The organism is Asticcacaulis sp. P4_H10 (genome assembly GCF_056400965.1).
This window is the reverse complement of sequence record NZ_JBFUKH010000001.1, coordinates 408452-434988: the sequence shown is the minus strand read 5'-3', so window position 1 is coordinate 434988 and position 26537 is coordinate 408452. Positions and strand designations below refer to the sequence as shown.

Sequence of the window (26537 nt, the reverse complement as noted above, 5' to 3'; positions counted from 1 at the left end):
CATAAGATTCAGTGGGCGGTTTTGCTTGACCCGCCCGCGCGCATGAGGCACTCCGGCATTATGTCCTTAGCCGCCCACGCCTGCCGCCTTTATCTCATCACGCCGCCCAGCATTCCTGACCTGGATGCTTTCGCGCGGGACCTCGACGCCGCCTTGTCGGCTGGTGAAGTGGCCGCGTTGCAGATCCGGCTCAAGGACGTGCCGCTGGACGAAATACGCAAGGCGGCAAAGGTTTTGGCGCCGATTGCGCAGCGACACGGCACCGCCGTGCTGATGAACGACTTTGTCGAACTGGCAAAGGAGCTTGGTCTCGATGGCGTCCATGTCGGCCAGTCGGACATGGCCTATCGCGACGCCCGCCGTATCCTGGGACCAAACGCGATGATCGGCGTCACCTGCCACAACAGCCGCCACCTGGCCATGGACGCCGCCGAAGCCGGCGCCGACTACGTCGCGTTCGGCGCCTTCTATCCGACCTCGACCAAGACAGTCGAGCACATGGCCGAGCTTGAGACCCTGTCAATCTGGCAGCAGGTCATGGAAGCGCCGTGCGTCGCCATTGGCGGGATTACCGCCGATAACGCCGGCGAAGTCGCCAAGGCCGGCGCGGACTTTGTCGCCGTGTCCGGCGCGGTCTGGAACCATCCCGACGGCCCGGCGGCGGGTGTAAAGGCGTTGTTGCAGGCAATTGCCTAGCCGCCAAACAGCGCCTTCTTCTTCCAGGTGATGGCCATGTCCGCCACGGTCGGATCGAGGCCGTTCAATCGTTCGTCGTTCGACTCGATTTCTTCGTCCGATGACGCCTTGGCGCCGGCCGGCAGTTGCAGCCGCAATTTCAACGCACAGCCACCGTCAAGCGTCTCCAGCTTGCCACCACGCCAGTCGATGACCTCGCCGCCCCAGTCGAAGCGGAAGCCCGACATCAGGAACGGACCGTTGGCGGTCTGCACCTCGGCAATCGTCGCGCCCTTGCGAACCCCATCCGGACCGCGCCAGGCGGTGGCGTCCTCGCCCAGACGCACCTCGGCCACCTTGGTCATCTCCTTGTCGCGGAAAATGACCTCGATGCGCTCGTCGGGCTTGTCGCGGAACAGCACAACACCATTGACCACCGCATTGTCCGGCATGCTGAGCAGGCCGGTGACGGCGCGCTCGCCATATTCCGCTATCAGGCTTTCGGCTGTCGCGTCCGGCTTGACTGGATAGGTGCAGGTCAGGGGTTGGTCAGAAACGCGCGGCTCCGGCGCAGCCTCGCTCGACGCGTCCGTTTGATCCTGCGTCGATTCCGGCTCGGTGCACGACGCCAGGACCAGAAGCGACGCCGCGCCTAAAACCAGCAGACGAAGATTGCGCATTTTCACTCCATTATTCCGCAGGCGTGACGCCGGCCGGCAACGGCCAGCCGAATGACATTTCAACGACCCTGGGCTTGGCATCCTTCAGACGCGGATCGTTCGATTCGACCATGACGCCGTCACCGCTGACACCTTCGGGCAGGATATCGCTGTCGAAGCGCAGCGCGATTGCACAGCCGCCGCCGAGGTGTTCCAGCCGGCCGCCCTTGAAGTCGACCGCATAGCCGCCGTAGTCCCAGCCGAAACCGCTGATGGTAAAGGGCTTGCCGTTGACCTTCTCAATATAGTCGAGCGTCGAGCCGACATGGATACCTTCAGGACCGGTCCAGGCGACGGCGCGATCCGCCGGTTCAATGCGCGAGATGTGCCGCATCCCCGCATCCCAGAAGCTGATATAGAGTTTGCGCGACGGCACCGTGGCGTAAAGCAGGAGCCCCCTGCTTTCTGTGCCTTCCGCGCCGGGGATCATGCCCAGTTGCGCGTTATTGCCGTAAGCAACGGCCAGCGACTGATAGGTGTCGCCGACATTTACCGGCTTCAGGCAGTCGATCTTATTGGCGCTCGCGACCTCAGCGGCCTTGCCCGACGGCTTGTCTTCCGCCTGGTCCGCCACCCACCTCTCCGAGGTTGCCTTGATCGGACGCTCCGGACCGTCCTCCTTGTCCGAACAACCGCTCAAGGCCAGAACGGCCAAAGCACAGATTACAGGATATGATCGCATGCCTGCCTCCCCTTGGTGCGGGACTATAGGCGCTAACCTCCTCGCCGCAAAGTCCCCTTGCCTTCCGAGGCCGTTACCAGTAGTAACGCGGCCAACTTACTTCCTTCTTTGACAAGTCATATTCATGAAAATCAACGCCAACACCATTAAGCCGGGCATGATCCTGGAATACCAGAACGGCCTGTGGGCGGTTGTGAAGACCGAACATGTCAAGCCTGGCAAGGGCGGCGCGTTCGCCCAGGTCGAAATGAAGAACCTGGTCACCGGCACCAAGCTCAACGAGCGCTTCCGTTCGGACGATACGGTCGAGCGCGCCGTTCTGGAGCAGCGCGACCATTCGTTCCTCTACGAAGACGGCGATATGCTGGTGTTCATGGATCAGGAAAACTACGAACAGATCAGCCTGTCCAAGGAATGGGTCGGCGAAGACCAGGTCCGCTTTCTGCATGACGGCATGATTGTCGTCATCGAATCGCACGACGAAAAGCCGATCGGCATGAGCCTGCCGGACACCGTGGTCCTCGAAGTCATGGAAACCGAGCCGACCATCAAGGGCCAGACCGCGTCTTCCTCCTACAAGCCCGCCAAGGCATCGAACGGCATGCGCGTCATGATCCCGCCGTTCATGGGCGTGGGCGAACGTATCGTCGTCTCGACCGAGACCGGCGAATACATGAAGCGCGCCGACTAAGGCGTTTCACATCTCCGCTGCCGCAAGCGGCTTTGGAGATGTGGTTGATTTCAGTAATTCCAAACCTGGGTTCGAAGCCGTTCTTCGCCCAGGTTTGACTCTTTTTGGTAATGCGCCCCTGGCGCCTGACACGGACACGCTCCCATGACCGTTCTTCAATCTTCGCTTATCCAGGTTATGGTTGGCGCCGTGCGCAAGGCCTGCAAAGGCATCTCGCGCGACTTCGGCGAGGTCACCGAGCTTCAGGTCTCCAAGAAAGGCCCGGGCGATTTCGTCACCGCCGCCGACAAGCGCGTCGAGGCGGCCATGTTCGAAGAACTTATGCGCGTCCGCCCCGGCTATGGCTTCCTGGGTGAAGAACAGGGTGTTGTCGAAGGCACCGACAAGACGCACCGCTGGATCGTCGACCCGATCGACGGCACGACCAACTTCATGCACGGCATTCCGCACTTTGCCTGTACGGTCGCCCTGGAGCGAGATGGGGAAATCGTCGCCGGCGTCACCTTCAACCCCATCCTCAACGACCTCTATTGGGCGGAAAAGGGCAAGGGCGCCTATCAGAACGACCGCCGTCTGCGCGTTTCGCAACGCAAGTCGTTCGACGAAAGCCTGATCGGCACCGGCCTGCCCTTCGTCGGCAAGTCCGGCCACGCGCAGGCATTGAAGGAACTGCACCAGATCATGCAACGCACCGCCGGCATCCGCCGCAACGGCGCCTGTTCGCTGGACCTCGCCTATGTCGCTGCCGGCCAGTTCGACGGTTACTGGGAACGCGGCCTCAAGCCTTGGGACATGGCGGCCGGCATCCTGATGATCCAGGAAGCGGGTGGCAAGATTACCGACATCGACAGCGACGACTCGCCGATGAACACGGGCGAAATCGTCTGCGGCAACCCGGAAATCTACCCGCAGCTTCTCGAAAAGCTGAAACTTGCCAAGTAGGTCCCGATAGAGCTTAGAATTTATTTCCGGGATCGTTGAAGTAAAACAGGCTGAGCGCCAGCACAGCCGCGGCATCCCGCTCGGGCCCTGGCGTCTTCGGCAGATAGAAGGTCGGCTGCATGCTGGTCTTCTTGATCGCGGCGATCGGCGTGCCGTCTTCGCGCGTGATTAGGTAGTCCGACGTCGTGCCGTTGCTGAGCGTCAGCCCGCCCAGCAGTTCCGTCCGCACCCGCAGGACAGTCTTGCCGTAATGGAACTCACCGGCGCGCTGGGGCTGGGCCAGGCGATTGAGCAGCTTGCCGCCCTCGCCCAACGCCAGGTCGAATTCTCCGCCGGCCGGCGCCGTGCCGCCATAGACGCAGACATAGGACAGCTTGTCCTTCTTGAAGGTAATCCAGCCGAGGCCGATCCGCCCCTGCCCGCCGGCACAATCCGCTGTCACACCCGCGCCGAGGCTGGGCGCGTTGACGGTAAAGCTGGTCTTGAATTTGTCGCTGGTGAAAACGCCAAGCCCCTGGGCGCTGCTCTTGGTTGCCTTGGCCTCGCCGGTATATTCGCCGACTGCATAGCCGGGACGCAGCAGGCTTGAGCCCTTGCGGCCCTCCAGCTTGAGCTTTTCCGTCGTGGGCGCCAGTTGGTCAAGATAGGACGGCTTGTCCGCCGCCACAGCCTGCCCGGCCATAACCAAACCCAATGTCGCCCATACCACTACTGCTTTACGCATCGCTTTGCCCCTGCCGAATGGTTAACGCGGCGATGATTGGCATGGCTTCGGCCCGGAATCAATTCAATAAATCAGGAATAATGACTGCGTTCAAATCGATCTCCCATACCCGCATTCCGATTGACAGCGCCGCTCTGTGAGGCACACTCCCCGCAAAAATATAGAGGGAGACCATCATGACCATCACACGCCGCACAGCCATCGGGGCCGGACTGGCCGCCCTGGCCGCCGCCCCCCTTACCGCCCACGCCGACAAAGTCCTGGCGCCCTCGCCCCGCTCAAAGTCGGGGGCCATCCTGGGCGAAGGCCCCCTGTGGTCGGCACGCGACAGCACGCTCTACTGGGTCGATATTCGCGGCAAGAAGCTGAATGCGCTTGGCATCGGTATCACGCTTGATGGGGCGGATTCTTTCGGCGTCAAAAGTTGGGACATGCCGGACCTGATCGACTGGGTTGTCCTGCGCAAGTCCGGCGGTTTTCTCGTTGCCATCCTGCGTACGGTCCACAGTCTGACGCTCGACCCGTTCAAACTGACCCCCCTGTTCGAGATCGAAGCCGACCAAACCGACAACCGCCTGAACGACGCCAAGGTCGATCCCAAGGGCCGGCTGTGGACCGGCACCATGCACATGCCGTTCAACAAGAAGACGGCGGCGCTCTATCGTATCGATCCGGACCTGAGCCTGCACAAGGTCGATGCGCCATATCTGTGCACCAACGGCCCGGGCTTCAATGCCGACGGCACGCGCATGTACCACAACGAAACCTCGGAAGGCATTTCCTACCAGTTCGATGTTGCGGCGGACGGATCGCTGTCGAACAAGCGCGTCTTCACGAAGTTTGGCCCAGGCGTCGGCCTGCCGGACGGCGTGTCGACAGATGCCCAGGGCGGCATCTGGATTTCACATTATAATGGCGGTCGGGTAACGCGCTTCAAGGCCGACGGTACGGTCGATTTCGTCATTCCGATTCCGGCCAAACAAAGCACCAGCATGACCTTTGCCGGTCCGAACCTCGACCGCATGTTCGTCACGACCGCCGCCCAGCCGCCAGTCGGCGCCGATGATCCGCAGGCCGGGACGTTGTTCGAAGTGCCCAAGGCCCTGCTGCGCGGCCATACCGGCCTGCCGACCGGGCTATTTGCCGGTTAAAGACTGAGATCGCGCGGCGTTACGCCCTTGGCGTCGCGCGCATCGGGATTGGCCCCGGCCTGCACCAGCAGCCGGATGATTTCGGCTTGCTGCGCTTTTGCGTCCGGCGTGCCGGTGCCGCCCCGACCTGTGGTGTGCAACGCCAGATGCAGCGGCGTCGATTCGCTGCCATTTTTGAGGTTCGGATCAGCGCCGCCGTCCAGCAGGCATTTGACAGCAGCGCTGCCACGCGTCCGCACGGCACGATGCAGCGGCGCTGTCCCGCTCTTGTCGAGGGCATTCGGATCCGCACCCGCTTTCAGCAGGACCGTGATCGTCGCAGCCTGGGCATCCGGCGCGTGGTGATTGGTATCGGCGGCATAATGCAGCGGCTGCGCGCCACGCCGGTTGCGCACCGTGGCGCTGGCGCCTGTGGCCAGCAATTGCGCGATTATCGTGTCACGAAAACCAGCCGCAGCAACGTGCAATGCGGTGTCCCCGGCGTAAAGCTGATGGACGATGGCGGGAACAAAGATCTCCTCGCTGATCGTCAGGTTCGTCAGCCCCGGCTGATCGCGAAGCAGACCGGAGACGGCCTCCTCATCATCGGCGACGATGGCTTCGATCAGGGGTGGCAAGGCATGGGTCATGGCGCAGCTCCGGCTGCTGCCAACCTAACGTTTAAACCGCAAAGATACCAGAACGGCGCTAGCTGAACTCGCCCCCGTCCAATATCTCGCCAATTTCGGTGCTGTTTTCACGCAGGGACTCGAAAAGCTGTCGCATGCGCGTCACCGAAAGCAATTCAGGAAATTTCTTATCCCACCCATAGTAGTACAGATCGAGAGCTGCGCCAGGGTTTTGATTTTTCTCGACATCTTCGATCTTCAGTCTAACGACTTCCGCATCAGACAAGCCCGTCAAGACCTGACTGTGATACCACTCCGCCAATTCCCATCCCGCTTTGCGATAACCAGCACGATAAAGGTCCAGCAATAACTGAGCGCCCAACTGCGCGCCGTCGTCAAATATAGACCCTATCAGCTCGCAACCACGTTCAAACTCTGCGTCACGTTTCGATGGTGCCATGATCAAACTGTAGCGATGCGAGCCGCTGATACAAGCCGTCCCGCGCCATCAATTCCGCGTGGGTGCCACTGTCGACCACGCGGCCTGCGTCCATGACGACGATGCGGTCGGCCTTGAGCACAGTCGCCAGGCGATGCGCGATGACCAGGGTCGTGCGTTCGCGCATGGCTTCGTTGAGCGCCGCCTGCACCAGCCGTTCGTTCTCGGCATCAAGCGCCGAGGTCGCTTCATCGAGCAGGAGAACAGCCGAATCGCGCACCAAAGCCCGCGCGATCGACAGGCGCTGCTTCTGGCCGCCGGACAGCGATTTGGCGCGTTCGCCCAGAGGCTGCTTGAAGCCTTCCGGCAGGGCTTCGATAAACTGAAGCGCCTGCGCCTTGGCTGCGGCGAGGCGGACCTCGGTATCCGAGGCATCTTCACGGCCAAAGCGGATATTGTCTTCGGGCGAACCGGAGAACAGCGCCGTATCCTGTGCCACCAGCGACAGACGGTCCCGGACGTCTTTCGGATCGGCGGTGCGGATATCGACGCCGTCCAGCGCAATCACGCCGTTTTCGAAATCATAGTAGCGCAGCAACAGCTTGAAGACGGTCGACTTGCCGGCGCCTGACGGTCCGACCAGGGCAACCGTCTCGCCAGGGCGGACGTGCAGTGAAAAGTCGTTGAGCACCAGTTGGTCCGGCCGCGACGGATAGGCAAATTGTACGCCTGAAAAGGTGATTTCGCCGCGCGGTTCAGGCAGGATTGCGGGGCTCACAGGCGCCTTGATCAGCGGCTCGGAGCCCAGCAGTTCATCGATGCGGCTCATGGCGCCGGCGGCCTTTTGCACGTCGCCCCAGGTTTCATTCAGGTTGGCGACCGAGCCGGCGGTGAAGACGGCCAGCATGACGAACTGGATCAGCACGCCGTTCGACATCTTGCCGGCCATGACGTCCTGCGCCCCCAGCCACAGCACGACCGCCGTGCCGCCGAAAACCAGCGAGATGACCATCGCCGTCATGGTGGCGCGGGTAGCGATGCGGCTCACCGACTTGTTATAGGCGTCCTCGACGCTCTCGTTGAAACGGTTCTGCGTGAAGCGCTCGCGGACAAAGGCCTGCACGGTCTCAAGGGCGTCCAATGACTCGGTAGCGAAGCCTACGGCACGGGCAAAGCGGTCCTGGGTCTCGCGCGTGACCTTGCCCACCTGGCGGCCAAAGACGATCAGCGGCACCAGCACCAGCGGGAAAATGGCCAGCACCATCATAGTCAGTTTCGGGCTGACCACCATCATCATGATCAGGCCCAGCACGAACATCAAAAGGTTGCGCAGGGCGATGGAGATCGAGGCCGCCACCAGCGACTCGATGATCTGGATATCGGCAGTCAGGCGCGAAACCACTTCACCGGTCCGGATCTTGAGGAAGTAGGCCGGGTCAAGCTTAAGAATATGGGCGAAAACGTCTTCGCGCATATCGGCGACCACACGCTCACCGAGGCGCGTAATGAAGAAATAACGCAGTGCCGTGGCGACCGCCATCAGCAGCGCAACGCCCCCGAGAATCAGAAACCACTTGTTCAGTTGCTCGATATTGCCGGAGCCGAAACCACTGTCGATCAGCTCACGCGCGACGAAGGTCATGGCCGGTGTGGTTGTCGCCGAAATGACCAGGAAGACCAGCATCAGGACGCCGTCGACGGCCTGACGCTTCAGGTACGGCCACAGGCGGATCAGCGGGCGCAGGTCACGCGTCTTTTCGCGGCGACCGGCGGCGTGACGGATCTGGCCGGCCAGCTCGGCGCCTGTGCTTGGGCGGTCCTGGATATCGTTTGAAGGGGTATTGTCGGACATTGGCGTGCTTTAGAGGATCAGCACGGGAATTGAAACCGGTCTCTTCGTCGCACGGCAAAGGACTTCCAGTGCAATTCCCTTGCATGGTAACGCGCCTTCATGTAATAGCGCCGCTTCCGCTGACCACAGCCCCTACAATTCGGCGTCCGCACTTGCTGGCTGACGTGAAGGATCGCGAAAATGAAAAAAGAAGGCCACCCCGATTATCACTGGATCACCGTCACCCTGACCGACGGCACGACCTACAAGACGCGTTCGACCTACGGCAAGGAAAACGCCGTGCTGAACCTCGATATCGACCCGCGCACGCACCCGGCCTGGACCGGCGGCACGGGCACGATGCTCGACCGCGCTGGCCGCGTTTCGCGCTTCAACAACAAGTTCGGTGGCTTCCTTAAGAAGTAAGCGACAAGCGAAATTGGAAAATGCGGTGTCCTCGGGCGCCGCATTTTTTGTTTGTAGGGGGGACTATGAGGTTTCGCTGGGGATATGCGCTGGCGACTGCCGTGCTGTTCGGCATTGAGTTAGCGATCGCCATCTTTCTCAATGATCCACTGATCCGGCCGCATGTCGGCGATGCCCTGGCGGTCATCCTGGTTTACCTCGGTTTGCGGACCATCCTACCGTGGCGGCCCTTGCCCGCCGCGCTGACCGCGCTCGGCATCGCCTTTGCCATCGAACTTGGACAATTCTTCCACATCCGCGATCTGCTGGGCCTGTCGGACAGCGCACTGGTGCGCTTTACGCTTGGCGGTGTATTCGACGTCAAGGACCTCTTCTTCTATACGGCGGGGGCTGTCGTCGTTCTGGTCGCCGAAGCGGCGCGCCGCGAGCGCATCGTTTGATTCTGTGTTAGTCGGTCTCTATGCATACGCCCTATGACGGCTCGTCCAAACTGTTCACGATCGGCCTGAAACCGCTCGATCTCGCTGACTGGATCGAATGCGACGGGAATCTGCGGGCCTATCTCGACGAAAAAGACCGGCTGATGACGCGCGTGCCGCGTGAGGTCTTCGCTGCCCTGCCCGGCAGCGAGGATGCGCAGGACGAAGCGTTGATGCTGCTGGCCGACCATTTGCCAGAGCGTTATCCCGACATCTATCACCGCATGGGTCCGCAGATCGATGTCGTACCGGCCTTTCGCCGTCTCCGGCTGGATGATCCGTTGATGCCGCGCCTGCTGCTGGCGTCAGGACTGGTGCAGGAAGATCTGGTCATCCTGCAAAAGCGTGACGACGGTTGGACGGTGACGGCCGGGGCGCTTGCCTTTCCGTCGTCGTGGCGTCTGTCGGACAAGCTTGGGAAGCCTATGCACGATGTTCATGGTCCGGTGCCGGACTTCAACGCCGGCACGCGCAACGCCATGATGATCGAGCGCATGTTCGACAATCTGAAGGCTGACACGCCGGTCATGCGCTGGAACTGGTCGCTGTATGGCGATGATGTGCTGCATCACCCCGAAGCCGGCAATGGCGGCCGCCGTTTCGGCGAGGGCGAGATCGCCGAGCACGTCTATCTGCGCACCGAGCGCCAGACCCTACGCAAACTGCCACAGTCCGGCGCGATCCTGTTCACCATCCGCATCTACATAGATCCGCTCGAGGCGCTGGACAGCCACGCCGAGGGGCCAGCCATTGCGCAAGCGCTGATCGATCAGGTCAACGCGCTGACGCCGGAGCAACTGGAGTACAAGGGCTTAAGCGTCGAGAAGGATAGCGTGATCCGGCGACTTCAGGCGATTGCTGAAAAATAGCTTTCCCCCTTCCGTCCGCTTCGCGTCCACCTTCCCCGTGAACAAGGAAGGAAAATATTCCAACCTACCAGTGCTGGCTCGGGGAAAGCCTTCAAATTGGATGAGATGCTAGCCGGCTAGCGCAGCGGGTATATGAAATACCCGCAAGCGACGACTGCGACGCAGATCGCCAATTTCAAGGCTTTCCTAGGCGGCGAGTTGCTCTTTGACTCTCTCCGCTAAGGTTTTTATGTCGAGCGGCTTGGGCAGGAACGAGACGTTCTTTTCTTCTTCCAGCAGGTCCGAGAATTCCGACTCGGCATAGCCCGAGATGAACATCACAGGCACATTGCCGATCAGCGGCCGGGCGCGTTTCAGCATCGACGGCCCATCGAGGCCCGGCATGATGACGTCCGAGATCAGCAGGTCGAAGCGGCCATTCTCCGCCTCGATAATCTCGAGCGCCTGTTCACCGTCCTCGGCCTCCAGCACCTCGTAGCCGCGCTGACGCAGCAGGTGGGCAGCGATACCGCGCACGATCTGCTCGTCCTCGACAAACAGGATGCGACCGACACCCGACAGGTCTTTAGGCACCGGCTTGGCATTGACGACCGGCTTCGGCGTCGCCAGTTCCTTTTCGGTCTCGATCCACACCGGCAGGAAGATGCGGAAGGTCGCGCCCTGACCGATCTTGGAATCGATCAGGATATGGCCGCCGGCCTGGTTGATAATGCCGTGGACGGTCGACAGACCAAGGCCCGTCCCTTCGCCTAAAGGCTTGGTCGTAAAGAAGGGCTCGAAAACCTGCGCAATGATGTCCGGCGGGATGCCCGGGCCGGTGTCGCTGACCTCGATCAAGGCCGCCCCTTGCGCCGGCGCTTCGGGCCAGCCGCGCGACTTGGCCTCGGCCTGGCTCAACGGCGCCGTGCGGATCATGACCTTGCCGCCGCCCTGCGCGCGCATGGCGTCACGGGCGTTGACGACCAGGTTCATCATGACCATTTCCATCTGCCCCTTGTCGACATGGACATTGGGCAGGTTGCGGCCGTATTCGGTCTCCAGCTTGACGTCTTCGCGCACCAGGCGGCGCAGCAGGACTTCGGCTTCAGAGACCATTTCGCCGACATTGAGCGTCACGCGCTTGACGGTCTGCTTGCGGGCGAAGGCCAGCAGATTGCGCACCAGGTCCTCGGCGCGGGCAATAATCTGGCGGATGCCGTTCAGGTCCTCATAGGACGGATCACCCAGCGGGTGGTTGAGCAGCAGTTGGTCGTTGCGGAACTTGAAGCCGGTCAGGAGGTTGTTGAAATCGTGCGCCATGCCGCCGGCGACTTGGCCGATGGCCTGCATCTTCTGCGCCTGGATCAGGGTGGTCTCGAGCTTCTTCTGTTCGGAGACGTCGAAGAGATAGAGGGTAAAACCACCCGCCACCGGCGAAACGTAGATCTGGATCGGGCGGTCGGCCTTGGTGCGCAACGACACGTCGAACGGCCCGGTCTTGCCGCCGTCACGGCTGACAGCCAGGCGCTCGATCAGGTCGGCGCGCGAATTGTCGTGGACCAGTTCGCCGAAGCTCCTGCCGGTCAGGCTATCCGGATTTTGCTCTGTCAGTTGCGCGAAGACACGGTTGAATTCGCTGATGGTCGCCGAAAAGACATCTGGCCCCATGACCAGGGCCGCACCAAAGGGTGCCGCCTCGGCAAAGGTATCGAGCCTGGCTTCGGCCAGCGATTCCTGTGCGGCTTCGGCTGGCGGCTCATCCTGGGGCGCATCAGCGGCAATCCTGCCTTCGTGCTTAAGCATGACGCCCTGGCCCAGCACGCCCTGCGAACCGGCACGCACCAGCACCAGGTCGTCGCCGAGGCGCGACACGACCATTTCAAAATCGAAGCCGCCCAGCTTGACCAGGGCGCGGCCCATGCCGTTGGCCTTGGCCTCGCGCATCGCGACAAACAGCGACGGGGCTTCGTCGCCCTGCGGCAGGCGTTTCAAAGCTCCGCCGGCTTCGGTCCAGGCGGTGTTGGCAGCGATGATGTGGCCATCGTAGCCGGCAACCGCAGCGGCTTCCTCCAGCGAGCCGACCAGGTCGGCGGCGCGGAAGCCTTCATTGGTCAGCATCTCGGTGTCGCTCGAAAAGGCGAACATGCTAAGGAAGATGACGATCGCAAAGGTCATCAGGAAGATGGCCAGCAGCAGGCCCGCGGGCAGATGACCGGCGACCAGCCACACGGCCGCGCAGGCACAGACGACGACGGCCGAGACAATGCTCAGTGTCCAGACATTCACCGCTTCACGGAAGCGCGCCACGGTAAAGCGGTCGCGCCAGTTGGCAGAAGCGACCTCGGGCTGGTCGATGGGGGTGATCGGTCGTGCGGACAAAACGGTTAACCTCACGGTACAAGGACGCGGCGAATCGCTAACGAGTTTAGCGCATTTGGAGAAATCGCGCGCGTCAAGAAAGGATTAGTTAGAATCCTCGCCGTTTCCGGGTCATAACGAAGCCAATCAGCTTGGCGACCGCGGCGAAATGTTCGTCCGGAATAACCTCGTCGACGTCGATGGCGGCGTAGAGCGCGCGTGCCAGGGGCGGGTCTTCGACGATAGGCACCTCGTGCTTGCCGGCCTCTTCGCGGATCCTGAGGGCCAGGGCGTCGACGCCCTTGGCGACGCAGACCGGCGCAGCCGTTTCGCTAGCCTCATAGCGCAGCGCGACGGCGTAGTGGGTCGGGTTGGTGACGACCACGGTGGCGCTGGCGACATTGGCCATCATGCGCCGGCGGCCCTTTTCCATACGCAGCTGGCGCAGCTTGCCCTTGATGTGCGGATCGCCTTCGGTCTGCTTGTATTCTTCCTTCTGCTCTTCCTTCGACATTTTCATTTTCTGCATGAAGCGGAAGCGTTGCAGCATGTAGTCAGCGCCGCCGCCGACAAACAGGAAGATGCACACCGATATCGCCAGGGTGTAGAGAATGTCGCGGCAGTAGGGCAGCAAAAGGGTCGGCGACACCCCCGTCAGGTTGACGATGCCCAGCAGCCGGTCCTTCAGAATATTCCAGACGATGACGCCGGTAATGATCAGCTTCAGCAGGGTCTTGCCGAACTGGATCATGGCATCGGGCCCGAACAGCTTACCCACCCCTCCCAGGGGGTTGAGGATGGCGAAATTCGGCTTCAGCTTCGATGGCGTGAACATGAAGCCGGTCTGCATGACGTTGCCGGCGACCCCCAGGAACAGGGCGCCGCTCATGACCATGATGATGATGGGCAGCACGCTTATCAGCAGGTCGCGCATGATGGTCACGCCACCGTCGCCCTCCAGGGAGTTCAACAGTTGTTGCGGATGGGCGATGAACGGGATCAGGTCCCGCGCCAGGTTCATGCATATCGACGGACCGGCGAAGGCCAGGACCGCGACCGCACCGATCAGCGACATCGCCTGCGGCAGGTCCGTCGACTTGGCAACGTCACCCTTTTCCCGCGCCTGCTGGAGTTTGCGCCCCGAGGCTTCTTCTGTTTTGTCCTCCTGATCGCCACCTTCAGCCATTACCGCGCCTCAGGAATATGGAGAGGAAGTCGGAATAGTGGTCGATGAAGAGCATGCCGATCGAGCCGAGGCTGAGCGCAATGAGCGACAGGCCAAGCAGCACGCTGAGCGGCGTGGCGGCAAAGAAGATCGGAAAATTGGGCATCATGCGGCCAATAAAGCCGACGGCGACGTTGAAGATCAGTCCGAAGGCGATCAGCGGCGCCGCCATCTGCATCGACAGGACGAAGCTGCGCGACACGGTCTGAATCATCAGCGTGGCCGCGTCGCCGACCATGACCGGCTTGGTGGCCGGAAAGACAGTGAAGGAATCGACCATGGCGCGGATGAACAGGTGGTGCAGGTTGGTCGCGTAGATCAGGACCAGTCCCAGCATTGCCATGAAGGTGCCGATGCTGGTGGAAGGCTGGGCCTGGGCCGGGTTGGCGGTCTGGGCGAAGGACAGGGTCGTCTGCAACGACATGATTTCACCGGTGGTCACAAGCGAGTACATCAGCACGCGCATTAGGGTGCCCAGCATCAGGCCGATAATGACTTCGTGCAGGACCTGTCCCGTCATGCCGCCTATGGTCAGCGGCATGGGCGGCATGGTGTGGCGGACAATGGGCGCAACCACGATGGCCATGACCACAGCGAAGCTCAGGCGGTAACGCGGCGACACGGCCTGGTCGCCAAGCCCCGGCATCAGCATGATCAGGCTGGCCAGCCTCAGGAATGTCAGGCCGACGGCCCACAGCTCGGCGGACGTTCCGAAAACGGACGCGACCTCGCTGCCGGGCGTAGCCGCCAGGGGCGCCAGACGCAGCATGGGCGCCGCGAACATCATAACTACATACTCGCGATACGGTTCATGATCTGGTGCATGAAGGTCGTCATCAGCGCGCCCATCATCGGCAGGAAGAGCAGCAGGGCGACGAAGATGGCGATGATCTTCGGGGCATAGACAAGGGTCTGTTCCTGGATCTGGGTCAAGGCCTGGAACAGGCCGATCGCCACGCCGACGACAAGACCGACCAGGAGAATGGGTGTGCACAGCTGGATCGTTAGCCAGATAGCATCCCGTCCGAAAGCCAGAACCTCACCACCGTTCATCATCACTTAAAATCCTGGTCTACTGAACCCGGCAAAACCTGCCGGGCATACCCGGCGAAAAATGCCCTGCGCACGGTTAATGCCGCATTAAGGATGGAGAGATTCTTTGCGGGAAGCGAGTGAAGATGGGCCGTCTTGTGCTTGGGGCAATCGGGGGCCTCCCCCCTTCCGTCGCCGCTTCGCTCCGCCACCTTCCCCGTGAACGGGGAAGGAAAAATCTAGGAAGCCCTAGCGCCTTCAAATTGGATGAGATGCTAGCTGGCTAGCGCCGGCTGTATTCTTATACAGCCAAGCGACGACTGCGACGCAGATCGCCAATTTCAAGGCGTTAGCTAGATCGGCATACGCATGATTTCCTGGTACGCACTTATAACTTGGTCGCGAATGGCGATGACGCTCTGCAACTGCGTCTCGGCGGAGGCCACGGCTGTGACGGCGTCGATCAGCTCGACCCGGCCGGCCTGCTGTCCGGCCATCATGCTTTCAGCGCCCTGGGTCGACTTGTAGGTCTGCTCCAGCGCCCCTTGCAGCATCTTGCCGAAGTCGGGACCTTGCGTGCTTTGCGCGCCGTCATCGTTGATGGCGGCGGCCTGTTGCTTGATGGCGGCGCCATAGGCGCGGGCGGCGATAAGGGCATCCATGGGTTAGCTCTTACTTTTGCAGAATGTCTAAGGTCTTGGTCTTCATGGCGCGCGCCGTATCGATGACGTTGAGGTTGGCCTCATAGGCGCGCTGCGCCTCGCGCATGTCCATGGTTTCGATCAGCGAATTGACGTTCGGCTTCTTGACGTAGCCTTCGGCATTGGCCGCCGGATGCGCCGGATCGTATTCCATGGTGAATTCAGACCTGTCGGGCACGACCTGGGCCAACTTCACGCCGGTCGCGCCATCGACGGGTGCGGCAGTGAAGACGGGCTGCTGACGCCTGTAAGGGTCACCCCCTTTCACACGGCTGGTCGAGTCCGAATTGGCGATGTTTTCCGCGATGATGCGCATGCGCGCCTGCTGCGCCTTGAGCGCAGAGGCCGCGACCGCCATGGTCTGATCGGAATGGATAATCGGCTTTACCATAATTTATCCTTGCGCTAACGCTTAGCTCCTTGAGCGCAGCAGGCGTCTAAGCGCGCCGCGCGGTTGAGAGCAGTTACTGTGCTATCTTCCCGGGGCCTTCATTGCCATGCGCACCATGGCCATCGACTTCTGATAGAAACCCACGGCAGCATCGAACTGCATACGGCTTTCGGCCATCTTCAACATCTGTTCTTCGAGCACCACGGAATTGCCGTCCATGGTGGTTTCCGAGTCGAGCGCCGTCACTTCGCGCGCCGAATTGGGCTTGAAACCGTCGATCTGCATGTGTCCAGCATTGGTCGTCGCCATACCGAGCTGGCCGCCGCCTTCCACCTGCCCTTTCAGCATGATATCGAAATTCTGGGCCGCCAGGTCGCGCGGCTTGTAGCCTGGCGTCGAGGCGTTGGCGACGTTTTCCGCCACCAGCTTCTGCCGCCCGCTCAGCCAGCTCATGCGGTTCTGGAGCGCGTCGAGAAGATTCAAGCCCGAAGCCATGACGGCCCTTTCTCTGTTTGCGTTCGCCCGACTCAAGCTAAGAGGGACAATTCGCCTGTATGGGGCAAATAATGCCCACCTTTTGGTTAACAAAGGCTTGCCGGTAAACGGGCCGTTAACCAAGAGGCGCACTAATGCGATAGAAACAGGTTCGGTGGCGTGATGGACTGGATGGGATTATTGCGGGCGGTCTTTGCCCTGGCCATCGTGCTGGGCATGATCCTCGCGCTTGCCTGGGGCCTGAGACGCTATGCACCGCAGCTTATGGGCCGTCTGCAGGCGCCGCGTGGCCGCCGCAGGCTTCAGGTTGTCGAGACCCTGGTGCTCGACCCCGCCCGCCGTCTGGTGCTGGTCCGGCTCGACGAAGAAGAACGGCTGATCCTGCTGGGTGATGGCCGTGAGCTGATCGAACCGCGCGCCAAGCCGCCTGTCGCGGTAGAGCCGATTGTCGAAACGCCGCGCGCCCGCACCTCACCCCGCCCGCTTAAAGCACAGGATGCCAATGACGACCTGTTCTGAGACGGCGACGAAGCGCCCCAAAACCTTAAAGCAGAACCTGATCATCCTGGCGGTCTTTATCGTCGGCTTCGCAATGATGATCTTTCCCTATCAGGTTTTCGCCCAGGAACTGAACGTCAATCTCGGCAACGGCGGCAGCCTGTCGGCGCGCGTCGTGCAACTGATCGGGCTGATGACCGTGCTGTCGCTGGCGCCGTCGATCATGATCATGACGACATCGTTTATCCGCATCGTCGTCGTCCTGTCGCTGCTGCGGACCGCGCTCGGCCTGCAGCAAAGCCCGCCTAACGCGGTCATCATCGCCCTATCGCTGTTCCTGTCGGCCGTCGTCATGGCGCCCACCTATGAGCGCGCCTACAACGAAGGCATCCGGCCCTTGATGGACCAGGAGATGGAGCTGCCGCAGGCCTTCGAGGCGTCGAGCATTCCGCTGAAAGGCTTTATGCTGGCCCAGGTCGACCAGAAGGACCTCGGCCTGTTCGTGCGCCTGTCGAAGTTGCATATGCCGAAGGACCAGATGGAGCTGCCAGTGCGTGTCGTTACGCCGGCCTTCATGATCTCCGAACTTAAAAAAGCCTTCCAGATCGGCTTTCTGCTCTTTGTCCCCTTCCTGGTGATCGACCTTGTCGTCGCCAGCGTGCTGATGAGTATGGGGATGATGATGTTGCCGCCGGTTGTTGTATCCTTGCCGTTCAAGCTGATCTTCTGGGTATTGATCGACGGCTGGCATCTGGTCGTAGGAGCGCTGGTCGAAAGTTTCCGGGCGCCTATCGGAGGAGGGTAGCGGCATGGATGCGTTTTTGAAGCCGCTGTTCGGCAAGAACGAGCAAGGCGTCATCTTCTACCCCATGGGCAACAAGGCGCGGCCCCATCCCGTCAATCCGTCGCAGGTCGAACAGCTGCGCACTGCCACCGCCGTGACGATGGTGATCGTCGGCGTGATGGCGGTCGGCGGCTTTTCCTACGCGGTCGGTGTCACCCTGCTGATCCTGATAACGCCAGGCGGGATCGACGGCTTTACCTTCGATCCCCGGCTGCTTTATCTTGGCGACGTCGTACAATTGATCTTTATCGCCATCGTCATCCTGATCTACCGGGCCGTGGTCGAAAGCGTGCTGCGCAGACCCTAGGCCGGGTGGCGGGTCAGGTCGTCAACCATCCTTTGTTTGAAACCGCCAAGATCCTTCCATCCCGACGCGACCCGGACCGGGCGGCCCGCGGGATCGATCACAGTCATGCCGTCCGGTTTCACGGTTAGCGTCAAGCGCTCCATGACCAGGTCGCTTTCATCATAGGCCATGACCACGGCGACAGCGTCGAACTGGGTAGAGCTTCGCCGTGCGACATCGAAATCCTTCGGCATCCACGGGGCGTTCGGTAGCCAGACACGCGTGTTGTCGACGCAAGCCATGGCAAACGGATCGCGGCTGGTGAACACCTGGCGATAATCCTCGCCATCGAGCACGACGAGGCCACAGGTATCGAGCGGCGTGATGGCGCAGTCCAGCCAGTCGGCGTCAAAAACAGTCTGTAATGCCGCCGGATCGACCCGGACATTGTATTCCGGCTCGGGCTTCAACGCGCCGCCATAGCCGACGCGAACCGCACCTTCCATGCCGACAAACCGGGCCTTGCGGGCGATGTCGGGGCGGCGCCTCAAAGCATCCGCCAGGGTCGTCGCCGGCCCGACCGTGATGACGGTCACGGGTATTCTGGATGTGGAAATCACATCGATGATTGCCTGCGCGCCGTCGGTCGAGGCCGGCTGCGGGTAGTCGCTCAACCGATAGCCGCCCACCCAGTCGCTTTGTGCCGCCTTGTCGTCGCGCCCGTCCGGGCCGATGGCCAGCTTGACGTCCGTCCGCCCAGCCAGGCTCAGCAGCCTCGCCGTCAGGCGGCCACGATAGACGGCATTGCTGCCTTCGGTCACGACCAGCTTGAGATCGAGCTCTGGCCGGCGCAGCAGGAGCAGCAAGGCCCAGGTGTCATCGACGTCACCGCCGATATCGGTATGAAAAATGACCGGGACCGGCGACCTGGCCGAAGCCGCGGACGACATGCCTCCCCCGGCCAGAGCAAGCGTTCCGGCAATGACTGAACGGCGGTCGATAATGGTCATAGCTGTCTCCCTCAGCCGAGCTTAGCAAGGATGCGCGATTACGCCAAATGTCACGCCCGCCGTCCCGCCCTACCCCTGCACAAAGGTTCCGTGGAACCCGAGCGGCGTGGCGTGCTGCCCCTGCCAGCTGGCGACCGGACCATCCTCGACATGGCGCGCGTCGAAGACATGCAACTGTGTCCTGCCCGCCCTCAGATCGAGCGCCGTGCCGACCAGCCAGCCGTCCAGTTCTTCTGTTCCGCCAGGCCTTGCGACAAACAGAGCCTCTTCGACGACGACGTCCACGCCGAAATCGTGCACCTGCCGCTTGCCGGTTTTCCAGTCGGTGACCGCGACGGCACGCGCGCCCGGCCGGCCGGGGACTTCCCCATGGACGTGGACCACCTTGTCGCGGCGCAGGCCCTGGCGGCGGCGATCGGTCTGCGGAAACTCGGCCGAAGCGCCGGTCCTGTGTAGGTCGGCCTTGCCGTCGACGCGCAGGCTGACGAGGACCAGTTCGCTCGACGGATCTTTGCCATACTGACCATGGACGATGTCACGCGCCCCGGTGATGGCAAATACCGGAGAGTCGCTCAGGCAGACATCGAAATGAATGGTACCATTGACGTCCTCCCAGGCGTCGCCGGTGTGGAAATAGAAGGCCGCCGGCAGTTCATAGATGCGGCGCCTGCTGAAATCCGCCTTGTCGACCACCAGTATCTGCAACCCTTGTTCGGGCTTCCAGGTCATGTTGTCGGCAAAGGCCCCGCCCCTGCCGTTTTGTACCCACGGCTGCATTGGAAAGATCAGGTGGCGTTCGGTCACCGCCCAGTCGTGGGCATAGCCAGCCTGTGGCAGGTCGATAAGTTCGCCGCGCTCCATGCCACCGCGCGCGTCCAGTTGCCAGACCCAGGCCTTGGCGCCCATAAATGCAGCGCTCCAGATCCTGCCCGACGGTTCGACCTTGGGGTGTGCCAGAAACGCCATACCCTTCAGGTCGTCGCGGAAGGTCTTCGGTCCGCGCGTTTCCAGCGTGACCGGGTCCAGCCGATAGGGCGAGCCCGCTTCCCACAGCGCCCATAGTTCGTCGCCGACGCGCATGACCGAAGTGTTGGCCGGATTGACGTCGTCTGCCCCCGTGACCGGTGCATCCGGCGCCCCTTTGGTACCGAAGCCCGGCATGATTATGCGCTGCGCCTTTTGCTCGACCCGGCGCTTGAGCGTATCGACAAAGCGGCCGCTATGGCGGACGCCGTTCTCTGTCAGGGCATAGCGCTGGACCATGCCGTCGCCGTCGAACCAGTGGCCAGTGACGTCGTCGCCATAACGGAACCACGACGGACCATTGCGATAAAGCTGGCCTGTCAGCCCCTTCGGCATGCTGCCATGCAGGCGCGTCATGGCGCTGTCGGCGTAACCTTCGGCTGGGGCATTGCTAAAGGCGGGCCGCCAGTCGGCGGCAGCGGCGGCCCAGGATTTCGGCGCGCAGGCCAAGGCGCCAAAGCCGGCGGCAGCGCTCAGGACATTACGGCGGGACATGTCGGTCATGGTCGTGCGCCTCAGAACTTGATGTTTTGGGTGGTGACCGGCGCGGTCACGGCAAAATGCGCTGCGTCCCACTTGGCCGGTCCCATATTGCCGACGGCATTGTTGGAGAAGGCAAACGGCTCGGTCGGCATACCGAACGGGTTGGTGTTCATCTGCCCGTCGTTGTTCAAGTCATGGAACATCTTGATAGCGTATTCGCCTTCGGGCAGGTCGGCGAAGGTCAGGGTCGCCTGGGCGCCAGTGACCTCAGCGCGCGCGAACCGGGCATTCTTATTGGCGGCATAGTCGTCGGCATTGCTGTAGAGGGCGGCCAGAATCGCGCCCTTGGGCTGGAGGTTGTCACAGGCGACGGTCAGCCTGGCAGCCTCTGCAGCGGTGGCGGCATGGGCAGCAGTGGCGGCGCAGGTCAGTGCTATGGCAATGGCGATGGATCTGAACATCTTGAAAGTCTCCGATGGCGAGCGGCGTGTGCCGCGGCGATGAGAGAGAGATGTCAGAGGCTGTCCGCACCGTCAGGCGGATTACGTGAATGCACAGCGTTTCTGCGCCAATGGCAGGCTGTGCAACTGACGCTTCGTGAATGGCAGGCACAAAAAAGCCGTGGCAGTTTGCCCCGCCACGGCTCTTTTGAGCGCCCAGCATGCGCTCACACTTTTCGCCATATCGCTCTTAGAACAGGTCCGCCTTGCTGGCATTTTTCGCTGTCAGCGTCTGGTAGGCGGAGACCGAAGCGCCGTACATCAAGGCATAGACCATGCCGGACACCAGCCCGCTCACCAGGGTCTGGATGATAAATGACGCGGTGAAGAGCGACGCGACCGAACTCATGTCCGGCTGGGTCATCTTCTGGAAAGCCGAGACCAGGTCTCCACCATTGCCCAGGCTGGCGCCCATGGTTATGCCGAACAGAATGGCATAGATGAGGATCATTGCGATGATCAGGACAAGACCAAGCAGGAAATAGCCAAAAAACAGCGTCCAGCCGGCCCCCTTGGTCAGTTTCAAGCTGCCGAAAACATTGATCTTCTTCTCATCATAACTCTGCACCAGGACAAGCGACCAGCGGCTTACTATGTAGGCGAAGGCCACAATGGCGCCGATCACAACGATGACCGTGGCAATGCCACTCGCCTGGCCGAGAAGACGGGTCATGACGGCAAGTATGCCGATCACAATGGCAAACAGCAAATAGAACACCATCAAGGCCAGGAAATACAGAATCGTCACGACGACCTGCCGGACTTCATCGCCCCCCAGCTTCATGAAACCAAAGCCGCCCTCGCTGGGACGCAACTGGCTGCGGAAAACGGCGCACTGGATAATGGCGGCGGACAACAGCCCGATGACCATCGCCAGGAGCCAGCCGGGCGCCATTGCCCCTAGCTGCCCAAAGACTTGCGACGGATCCGCTGCCGGCGTCTGTCCATGGGCCTGAAGCGCCATGATGGCCGGGCCGGCCATGGCGACCATCAGCACGGAACCCAACAGGCCGAACACCATGGCGGCGACGCCCCACAGCAGCACCGCCACCGGATTTTTCTTGATGATATCGAAGCCCGCAAAGGCAAAATCGATCGACAGCTTCATAAATCCCCTCCTTGTTCGTTTTGAGGGAGACTATCGCAAAAGAGGAGGGGCGCAAGGCCCCTCCTCTTCGCGTAGTGTTAGCGGCTGCCGACGTCGATGAACGGCACCGCGCCGCCGGTCGTGGTTGGCAGCTTGCCGTCCCACTTTTCGATGGCGCGTAACTGCACGACCTGTGGGCTGGACGCGATCGACTGGGCCAGCAGCCGGTTGGCCTCAGCCTGGCCTCGTGCCTCTTCGATCTTGGCATCAGCCTGGGCCTTGGCGACGGCGACCTGGGCCTGAGCCGCGGAAGCATCAGCATCCGCCTTGGTCTTGGCCTGGATCGAGTCGAGGATAACCTGCGGATAGCGGATGGTGCCGATCCAGTCGAGCTGGCTGATGTTGACGCCTTGCGGCTCCCACTTGCGGTTGACGCGCGCCAGAGCTTTCTGGATCACGGTTTGGCGACCACCGCGGTAGAGGTATTCGACACTGACCAGTTCAGTCTCCGCCGCAATCGCCGAGCGCACATCATTGCGGATCGGACCTTCGAACATCTGGTCGAAGGTCAGGCGATAGCGCTTGTAGAGCACCGGCGCCTTCGACGGATCGATGCGCATGACCAACTGCACGTCGGCCGTCATCGGCAAGGCGTTGTTGTCCGAGAACTTGATTTCCTCATTCTCGCGGCCGCGTTCATCCGTTTCGGCTGTGTAAGTGTACGTGCGCTGGATGGCCGGAAATTCAACAATACGTTCGCCGATCATATTGATGTGCCAGCCGGACGGCAGCGACGTCTGGTCGACGCCGGCGCTGGGGCCAAGCGTGCGTATCTTGACGCCGACATTGCCGGGCTGGATGGTCTGGCCGCACGACATCAGGCCGACGCCGGCGACGAGCAGGATGCCGGCGGTCACGGCGATGCTGCCGAGCTTGGCCGGAAAGCGAAACGGGATTTTCATATTGGTATTCATAGATGCCCTCACGCGGACCGTTTGGCGGTCCGCTCCTCTTTGCGTTTGGGGTGGAAGATAACGCAGGAAGATGCGCGCTCTCTTAACGAGAGGGTCTTAAGGTCAGATTTCCGGAGGCTTGATCGCGTGTAAAGCAAATATGGGCTGTAGCCGAGATTTCGACTGGGACGCCGCGCATTCTCTTGCGGCTATGCTCAATTCAACTAAACGATCAGTGTCTTTCTGTTCAAAGTTCCCGTCGTATCTCTTGGGAACAAAGATATAATACATCGACCCGCGCCCCGCCTAAAGCGAAACCGGACAATGATAACAAAGATGTGATTACGCCTTGGTTGCAGCCGGTGCGGCGGGCGCAGGCGCGCCCTTCTCACGGAAACGCTTTTTCATGCCCGAGACCCATCCGGCGAAACTGTCGGTTGCGGCAGCGGCGGCGGCAAAGTCGCGACCGGTCAGGTCGCCACCATCGAGCGGCGCCAGCGCCACGCGCAGCGCGTCAGGCGACGAGGCCGTGCTGGCAAACTTCAACCAGCGGTCCGACATCCGGGTCAGGCCCTTCTCGTCCTTGAGCAGGCTGTAGGCGACACCCGCACGGATCACCCTGCCTTCATCGCTCAGGCTCAGGGCCGCATCCTTCTTGAACCGGTCGCCCAGGCGACGCTCAAGGATGGCGGCGGCCTTTGTCCAGTCCTGCTGCGCCCAGTAAATATCGGCGCGCACGTCGTCGGCATCAGGTGATGCGTCCTTGCCGAGCACCTCCAGGGCCTCGCCGGGTTTGCCCAGTTGCAGCAAGGCGCGCGCCTCAAGCACCCGGCGCTCGGTCGCAATCGTCTTGGGCAGCAGCGTCGTGCGCGTCTTCCACAGCGCCTGGAGCGCCTTCTCAGGTGTGCGGTTCATCAGGTGGATGGCGGCAAGGTCGGCGGCAACGGCCGACTTCGCCACGCCATCCAGGCGGTTGTCGATCTGGTATTGCAGCAGGTCGGCTGCCTGGGTCAGCAGGTCGACATCGACCAGCCGGCGCACGATCTTGCGCACCATCTGGTCGCCGTCGGTGCCGACGGGCGTCAGTTCGCGGAAGTCGTTGAACAGGCCCAGGGCTTCGACCGGCTGCAGGCCATCGGCCATGCCGCCCAGGAAGAGATTACGGAAGGACTGGTTGAGCGTGTCCTGGATCTGCACCGCCTGCGGGTCGCTACCGAACTGCTTGCCGGCAGTGCGCAGGACCTGAAGCGCATCGCGGTAGCGTCCCTGGCTGAGATAGATCTGGCCCATACTGCCGATGACCTGAAGCTCGGTGCCGTCGCCGCGCCAGCGGAAGCGCAACGAGTCGAGCGCCTTGAGCGTCTCATCCGCCCTGGCCTTGCCCAGTTCGTACTTCAGCCGGGCGGCGTTCATCATGGCCGGCGCAGCGATGGCGTCGTCCGAGGCACGCGACACGGCATCGAAGACATTGAGCGCGCGGCGCTTGTCGCCCGAGGCCTCGATGATCCGGGCGTAGACCGCATAGGCGTCCAGCTTCTGCAATGGCGTGCCGGCCTGGTTGACGGCATAGACGATCATCTTGTCGGCGGTCTTCAGGTCCTTCTGGCGCATCGATGCGTCAGCATAGGCGGCGCCGAATTTCATGCGCCATTCGACCGGAAACTGGTCCATCGCCTTCAGGCCCGCCTGAAAATCCTTGACGGCATCGGCGAAGTTACCGGCCTTGTATTCACCGTAGGCTTCCCACAGGCGTGCCGCAGGATCGGCCGACAGTTGCGGCGAGCCGAGATCGGCCTTGGCGTCGTCATAGCGCCCGGTCAGCATCTTGGTGGCGACGCGCAAGCCTCGGACCTGCGGGTCATCCAGCGAACGCGGGTTCTGCCGCGTCAGCATGTTGAGCACACCCTGGGCTTCGTAGTTCAGTCCTTGCCCCACCAGGAAACGCGCCAGGGCCAGGCGCGCCGTGTTCGGACCCGCCGCCCCCAGTTGCGCCTCGTCGGCAGCCAGAACCTGAAGAGCGCTGTAACGCGGCAAGAAACCTTCCTCGGGCTTTGCCGACCAGTCGGGGTTCATCAGGCTGGCGAACAGGGCGTTCTTGTATTCCAGCCTTGAATCGTCGGGCTTGGCATTGGGGTCGAGCGGCGACAGGGTCAGACCGTCGGGCCGCGAGATTTCAACCAGGTCGCCGTCGACCGTCACCTTGATGTCGGGTGTCATGCGCTCGACCATCACGCCCTGGGCGGTCGATGACAGGGTCGCCTGAAGGGTCTGGCGCGCAACCGCCATGTTCTTGACCGGACCGCGAGCAGTGACGATGGCCATGCGGTCGCCGACACTTGGGTCGCGGATCCAGGCAACGCGTGTCACGCCGGCCATATTGACATTCAGGCCGGAAACACCGGTTGAATCATCGCGGATGATCGATCCTTGCGCCGCATGGTTCTCCAGCGCCTTGCCGCCCAGCCGCACGCGCCAGGTCATGCCGTCGCTGTTGACCGACAGACTTCCGGTCGAAGGCGCCTTGAGCCGCATGGCCGTAAAGCCGTCATTGCGCGTCCACTGCACGTCCTGGACGATGGCGCCGTCCTTCAGCTCCGACGGCAGGCGCAGATCGGCCTCGCCGTCGAAAACGATCCATACCGACTCGCCACGCCGGAAGACGGCTGCGGCAACCGGGCCAGGGAAGCCGAAGGCGATGTCACGGCCGCCTTCGTTATTGGCGACCTCGACCAGCACCTGGGGGGCGGGCTTGGCGGCTTCGGCGGCGGGCTTTTCGTCTTTTTTGGCGTCGGCGGCCAGGATATCCTGCAAGCTGACGCTGACCGAGCCCGACTTGGCCTGCTGGCGCAGGTCCTGCTTTGCCTTGTCCGGATCGATCTGCACGAAGACGGCGCCATCGGCCCGGCCAAAGCGCGTCTCATAGCCATCGACGACCTTCAGCCACAGCTCGGTGGCGCGGGCATCGCTCTTGACGTCCACACCGGCAATGCCGATCGGCGGATTGGCGCGGATGTCGCCGAGATCTGGCTTGAGGTTGCCCGGCAGGCGGATGACGATCTGGCCGTCCTGGCGGCGGACGGACGCTTTTGAGCCGACACTGCCGTAGATTTCGATGCGGCCCGACTGGGCGTTGCGGCCGGTGCGGATATCGACTTCGGTGCGCGGCGCAATATTGAGATTGAGCGGATCACCGATCGCCAAACCGGCGACACTGAAACTGGCGGCCGCGACTAGCGCCGCCGTCGCGCCAAGCGCCCGTCCCAGCGACTTATGCTGCGCCGGTTGGGGGCTTTTGAACTTGTGACGCGCAGCATCGAGCCCGCCGGAGTCTTCACCGGTTTTGGGGACCTTGCCGTCCGAAGAGGGTTTGCGGGCACGACTCATCACCGCCGAACATGCCTAATTGGCGTTTAATGGAGGTTAATGGATTGCATAA

29 protein-coding genes are annotated in these 26537 nt (G+C 61.9%); 10 read left to right on the top strand and 19 right to left on the bottom strand.

Translation table 11 applies throughout. The features are described 5' to 3' along the window. The first annotated feature begins 60 nt into the window (after window positions 1–60). Complete coding sequence (gene thiE, locus AC1DON_RS01965; protein WP_476933044.1) at window positions 61–696, top strand: thiamine phosphate synthase; 636 nt, start codon at window positions 61–63, stop codon at window positions 694–696. Here thiE and AC1DON_RS01960 read toward each other — a convergent pair. Next, window positions 693–1355, bottom strand: coding sequence for a hypothetical protein (locus AC1DON_RS01960; RefSeq protein ID WP_476933043.1), 663 nt, complete (start codon window positions 1353–1355; stop codon window positions 693–695). The two genes, thiE and AC1DON_RS01960, sit on opposite strands and share 4 nt — an antisense overlap. 10 nt (window positions 1356–1365) lie before the next feature. Then, complete coding sequence (locus tag AC1DON_RS01955) at window positions 1366–2076, bottom strand: hypothetical protein (RefSeq protein WP_476933042.1); 711 nt, start codon at window positions 2074–2076, stop codon at window positions 1366–1368. Window positions 2077–2200: 124 nt separating this feature from the next. Between AC1DON_RS01955 and efp the strand changes: the two genes are divergently transcribed. Together efp and AC1DON_RS01945 are read left to right on the top strand one after the other, a co-directional pair. Next, complete coding sequence (gene efp, locus AC1DON_RS01950; protein WP_476933041.1) at window positions 2201–2767, top strand: elongation factor P; 567 nt, start codon at window positions 2201–2203, stop codon at window positions 2765–2767. Between the two features lie 144 nt (window positions 2768–2911). After that, on the top strand, window positions 2912–3709 hold the full coding sequence (locus tag AC1DON_RS01945) for an inositol monophosphatase family protein (protein WP_476933040.1): 798 nt from the start codon (window positions 2912–2914) through the stop codon (window positions 3707–3709). 13 nt (window positions 3710–3722) lie between these two features. On the opposite strand, the gene AC1DON_RS01940 is transcribed toward AC1DON_RS01945, so the two are convergent. Then, a complete protein-coding gene (locus tag AC1DON_RS01940; RefSeq protein WP_476933039.1) occupies window positions 3723–4433 on the bottom strand; it encodes a hypothetical protein in 711 nt (236 codons plus the stop codon). 176 nt (window positions 4434–4609) lie between these two features. On the opposite strand from AC1DON_RS01940, the gene AC1DON_RS01935 reads away from it, so the two are divergent. Next, window positions 4610–5584, top strand: a complete 975-nt coding sequence (locus AC1DON_RS01935; protein ID WP_476933038.1) for an SMP-30/gluconolactonase/LRE family protein — start codon at window positions 4610–4612, stop codon at window positions 5582–5584. On the opposite strand, the gene AC1DON_RS01930 is transcribed toward AC1DON_RS01935, so the two are convergent. From AC1DON_RS01930 to AC1DON_RS01920, 3 genes are read right to left on the bottom strand one after another with little or no spacing between them, the layout of a single operon-like run. Next, the gene (locus tag AC1DON_RS01930; RefSeq protein ID WP_476933037.1) at window positions 5581–6213 is read right to left on the bottom strand and encodes an ankyrin repeat domain-containing protein; all 633 of its coding nucleotides are present in this window, start codon (window positions 6211–6213) and stop codon (window positions 5581–5583) included. The genes AC1DON_RS01935 and AC1DON_RS01930 overlap by 4 nt on opposite strands. Before the next feature lie 58 nt (window positions 6214–6271). Beyond that, the gene (locus AC1DON_RS01925) at window positions 6272–6652 is read right to left on the bottom strand and encodes a hypothetical protein (RefSeq protein WP_476933036.1); all 381 of its coding nucleotides are present in this window, start codon (window positions 6650–6652) and stop codon (window positions 6272–6274) included. Further along, window positions 6633–8483, bottom strand: a complete 1851-nt coding sequence (locus AC1DON_RS01920; protein ID WP_476933035.1) for an ABC transporter transmembrane domain-containing protein — start codon at window positions 8481–8483, stop codon at window positions 6633–6635. The genes AC1DON_RS01925 and AC1DON_RS01920 overlap by 20 nt, the downstream gene beginning before the upstream one ends. Window positions 8484–8663: 180 nt before the next feature. On the opposite strand from AC1DON_RS01920, the gene rpmE reads away from it, so the two are divergent. From rpmE to AC1DON_RS01905, 3 genes are all read left to right on the top strand, one after another. Further along, complete coding sequence (gene rpmE / locus AC1DON_RS01915) at window positions 8664–8888, top strand: 50S ribosomal protein L31 (protein WP_476933034.1); 225 nt, start codon at window positions 8664–8666, stop codon at window positions 8886–8888. 65 nt (window positions 8889–8953) lie between these two features. Further along, a complete protein-coding gene (locus AC1DON_RS01910; RefSeq protein WP_476933033.1) occupies window positions 8954–9328 on the top strand; it encodes a ribosomal maturation YjgA family protein in 375 nt (124 codons plus the stop codon). A gap of 20 nt (window positions 9329–9348) precedes the next feature. Beyond that, complete coding sequence (locus AC1DON_RS01905; protein WP_476933032.1) at window positions 9349–10236, top strand: heme-dependent oxidative N-demethylase family protein; 888 nt, start codon at window positions 9349–9351, stop codon at window positions 10234–10236. 186 nt (window positions 10237–10422) lie between these two features. On the opposite strand, the gene cckA is transcribed toward AC1DON_RS01905, so the two are convergent. The 7 genes from cckA to flgB form a co-directional block, all read right to left on the bottom strand. Then, window positions 10423–12594: a cell cycle histidine kinase CckA gene (gene cckA / locus AC1DON_RS01900; protein ID WP_476933031.1), complete on the bottom strand. Its 2172-nt coding sequence runs from the start codon at window positions 12592–12594 to the stop codon at window positions 10423–10425. A gap of 88 nt (window positions 12595–12682) precedes the next feature. After that, a complete protein-coding gene (gene flhB / locus AC1DON_RS01895) occupies window positions 12683–13759 on the bottom strand; it encodes a flagellar biosynthesis protein FlhB (protein WP_476933030.1) in 1077 nt (358 codons plus the stop codon). Next, on the bottom strand, window positions 13752–14567 hold the full coding sequence (gene fliR, locus AC1DON_RS01890) for a flagellar biosynthetic protein FliR (RefSeq protein ID WP_476933475.1): 816 nt from the start codon (window positions 14565–14567) through the stop codon (window positions 13752–13754). The genes flhB and fliR overlap by 8 nt, the downstream gene beginning before the upstream one ends. A gap of 20 nt (window positions 14568–14587) precedes the next feature. Further along, window positions 14588–14854 (bottom strand): flagellar biosynthesis protein FliQ, encoded by a 267-nt coding sequence (fliQ, locus tag AC1DON_RS01885; protein ID WP_476933474.1) that lies wholly within the window; start codon window positions 14852–14854, stop codon window positions 14588–14590. A gap of 329 nt (window positions 14855–15183) precedes the next feature. Then, window positions 15184–15492 (bottom strand): flagellar hook-basal body complex protein FliE, encoded by a 309-nt coding sequence (fliE, locus tag AC1DON_RS01880; protein WP_476933029.1) that lies wholly within the window; start codon window positions 15490–15492, stop codon window positions 15184–15186. A gap of 10 nt (window positions 15493–15502) precedes the next feature. Beyond that, on the bottom strand, window positions 15503–15922 hold the full coding sequence (flgC, locus tag AC1DON_RS01875; protein ID WP_476933028.1) for a flagellar basal body rod protein FlgC: 420 nt from the start codon (window positions 15920–15922) through the stop codon (window positions 15503–15505). Between the two features lie 81 nt (window positions 15923–16003). Next, on the bottom strand, window positions 16004–16417 hold the full coding sequence (flgB, locus tag AC1DON_RS01870; protein WP_476933027.1) for a flagellar basal body rod protein FlgB: 414 nt from the start codon (window positions 16415–16417) through the stop codon (window positions 16004–16006). Between the two features lie 162 nt (window positions 16418–16579). On the opposite strand from flgB, the gene AC1DON_RS01865 reads away from it, so the two are divergent. The 3 genes from AC1DON_RS01865 to AC1DON_RS01855 all read left to right on the top strand — a co-directional run bounded on the left by AC1DON_RS01865 (window position 16580) and on the right by AC1DON_RS01855 (window position 18066). Continuing rightward, a complete protein-coding gene (locus AC1DON_RS01865) occupies window positions 16580–16936 on the top strand; it encodes a FliO/MopB family protein (RefSeq protein ID WP_476933473.1) in 357 nt (118 codons plus the stop codon). A gap of 73 nt (window positions 16937–17009) precedes the next feature. Next, complete coding sequence (fliP, locus tag AC1DON_RS01860) at window positions 17010–17720, top strand: flagellar type III secretion system pore protein FliP (RefSeq protein WP_476933472.1); 711 nt, start codon at window positions 17010–17012, stop codon at window positions 17718–17720. Between the two features lie 4 nt (window positions 17721–17724). Then, the gene (locus AC1DON_RS01855; protein ID WP_476933026.1) at window positions 17725–18066 is read left to right on the top strand and encodes a hypothetical protein; all 342 of its coding nucleotides are present in this window, start codon (window positions 17725–17727) and stop codon (window positions 18064–18066) included. Here AC1DON_RS01855 and AC1DON_RS01850 read toward each other — a convergent pair. The 6 genes from AC1DON_RS01850 to AC1DON_RS01825 form a co-directional block, all read right to left on the bottom strand. After that, window positions 18063–19055 carry a nucleoside hydrolase gene (locus AC1DON_RS01850; protein ID WP_476933025.1) on the bottom strand — a complete coding sequence of 331 codons (993 nt, stop codon included), beginning with the start codon at window positions 19053–19055 and terminating at the stop codon, window positions 18063–18065. The two genes, AC1DON_RS01855 and AC1DON_RS01850, sit on opposite strands and share 4 nt — an antisense overlap. 69 nt (window positions 19056–19124) lie before the next feature. After that, entirely contained in the window at window positions 19125–20582 is a 1458-nt protein-coding gene (locus AC1DON_RS01845; protein WP_476933024.1) for a carotenoid oxygenase family protein, read from the bottom strand. Window positions 20583–20593: 11 nt separating this feature from the next. Further along, on the bottom strand, window positions 20594–21022 hold the full coding sequence (locus AC1DON_RS01840; protein ID WP_476933023.1) for a DUF2141 domain-containing protein: 429 nt from the start codon (window positions 21020–21022) through the stop codon (window positions 20594–20596). A gap of 229 nt (window positions 21023–21251) precedes the next feature. After that, complete coding sequence (locus AC1DON_RS01835; RefSeq protein WP_476933022.1) at window positions 21252–22169, bottom strand: hypothetical protein; 918 nt, start codon at window positions 22167–22169, stop codon at window positions 21252–21254. 77 nt (window positions 22170–22246) lie between these two features. Then, entirely contained in the window at window positions 22247–23110 is an 864-nt protein-coding gene (locus AC1DON_RS01830) for an SPFH domain-containing protein (protein WP_476933021.1), read from the bottom strand. 333 nt (window positions 23111–23443) lie between these two features. Continuing rightward, a complete protein-coding gene (locus tag AC1DON_RS01825) occupies window positions 23444–26485 on the bottom strand; it encodes a tetratricopeptide repeat protein (RefSeq protein ID WP_476933020.1) in 3042 nt (1013 codons plus the stop codon). Window positions 26486–26537 lie beyond the last annotated feature (52 nt).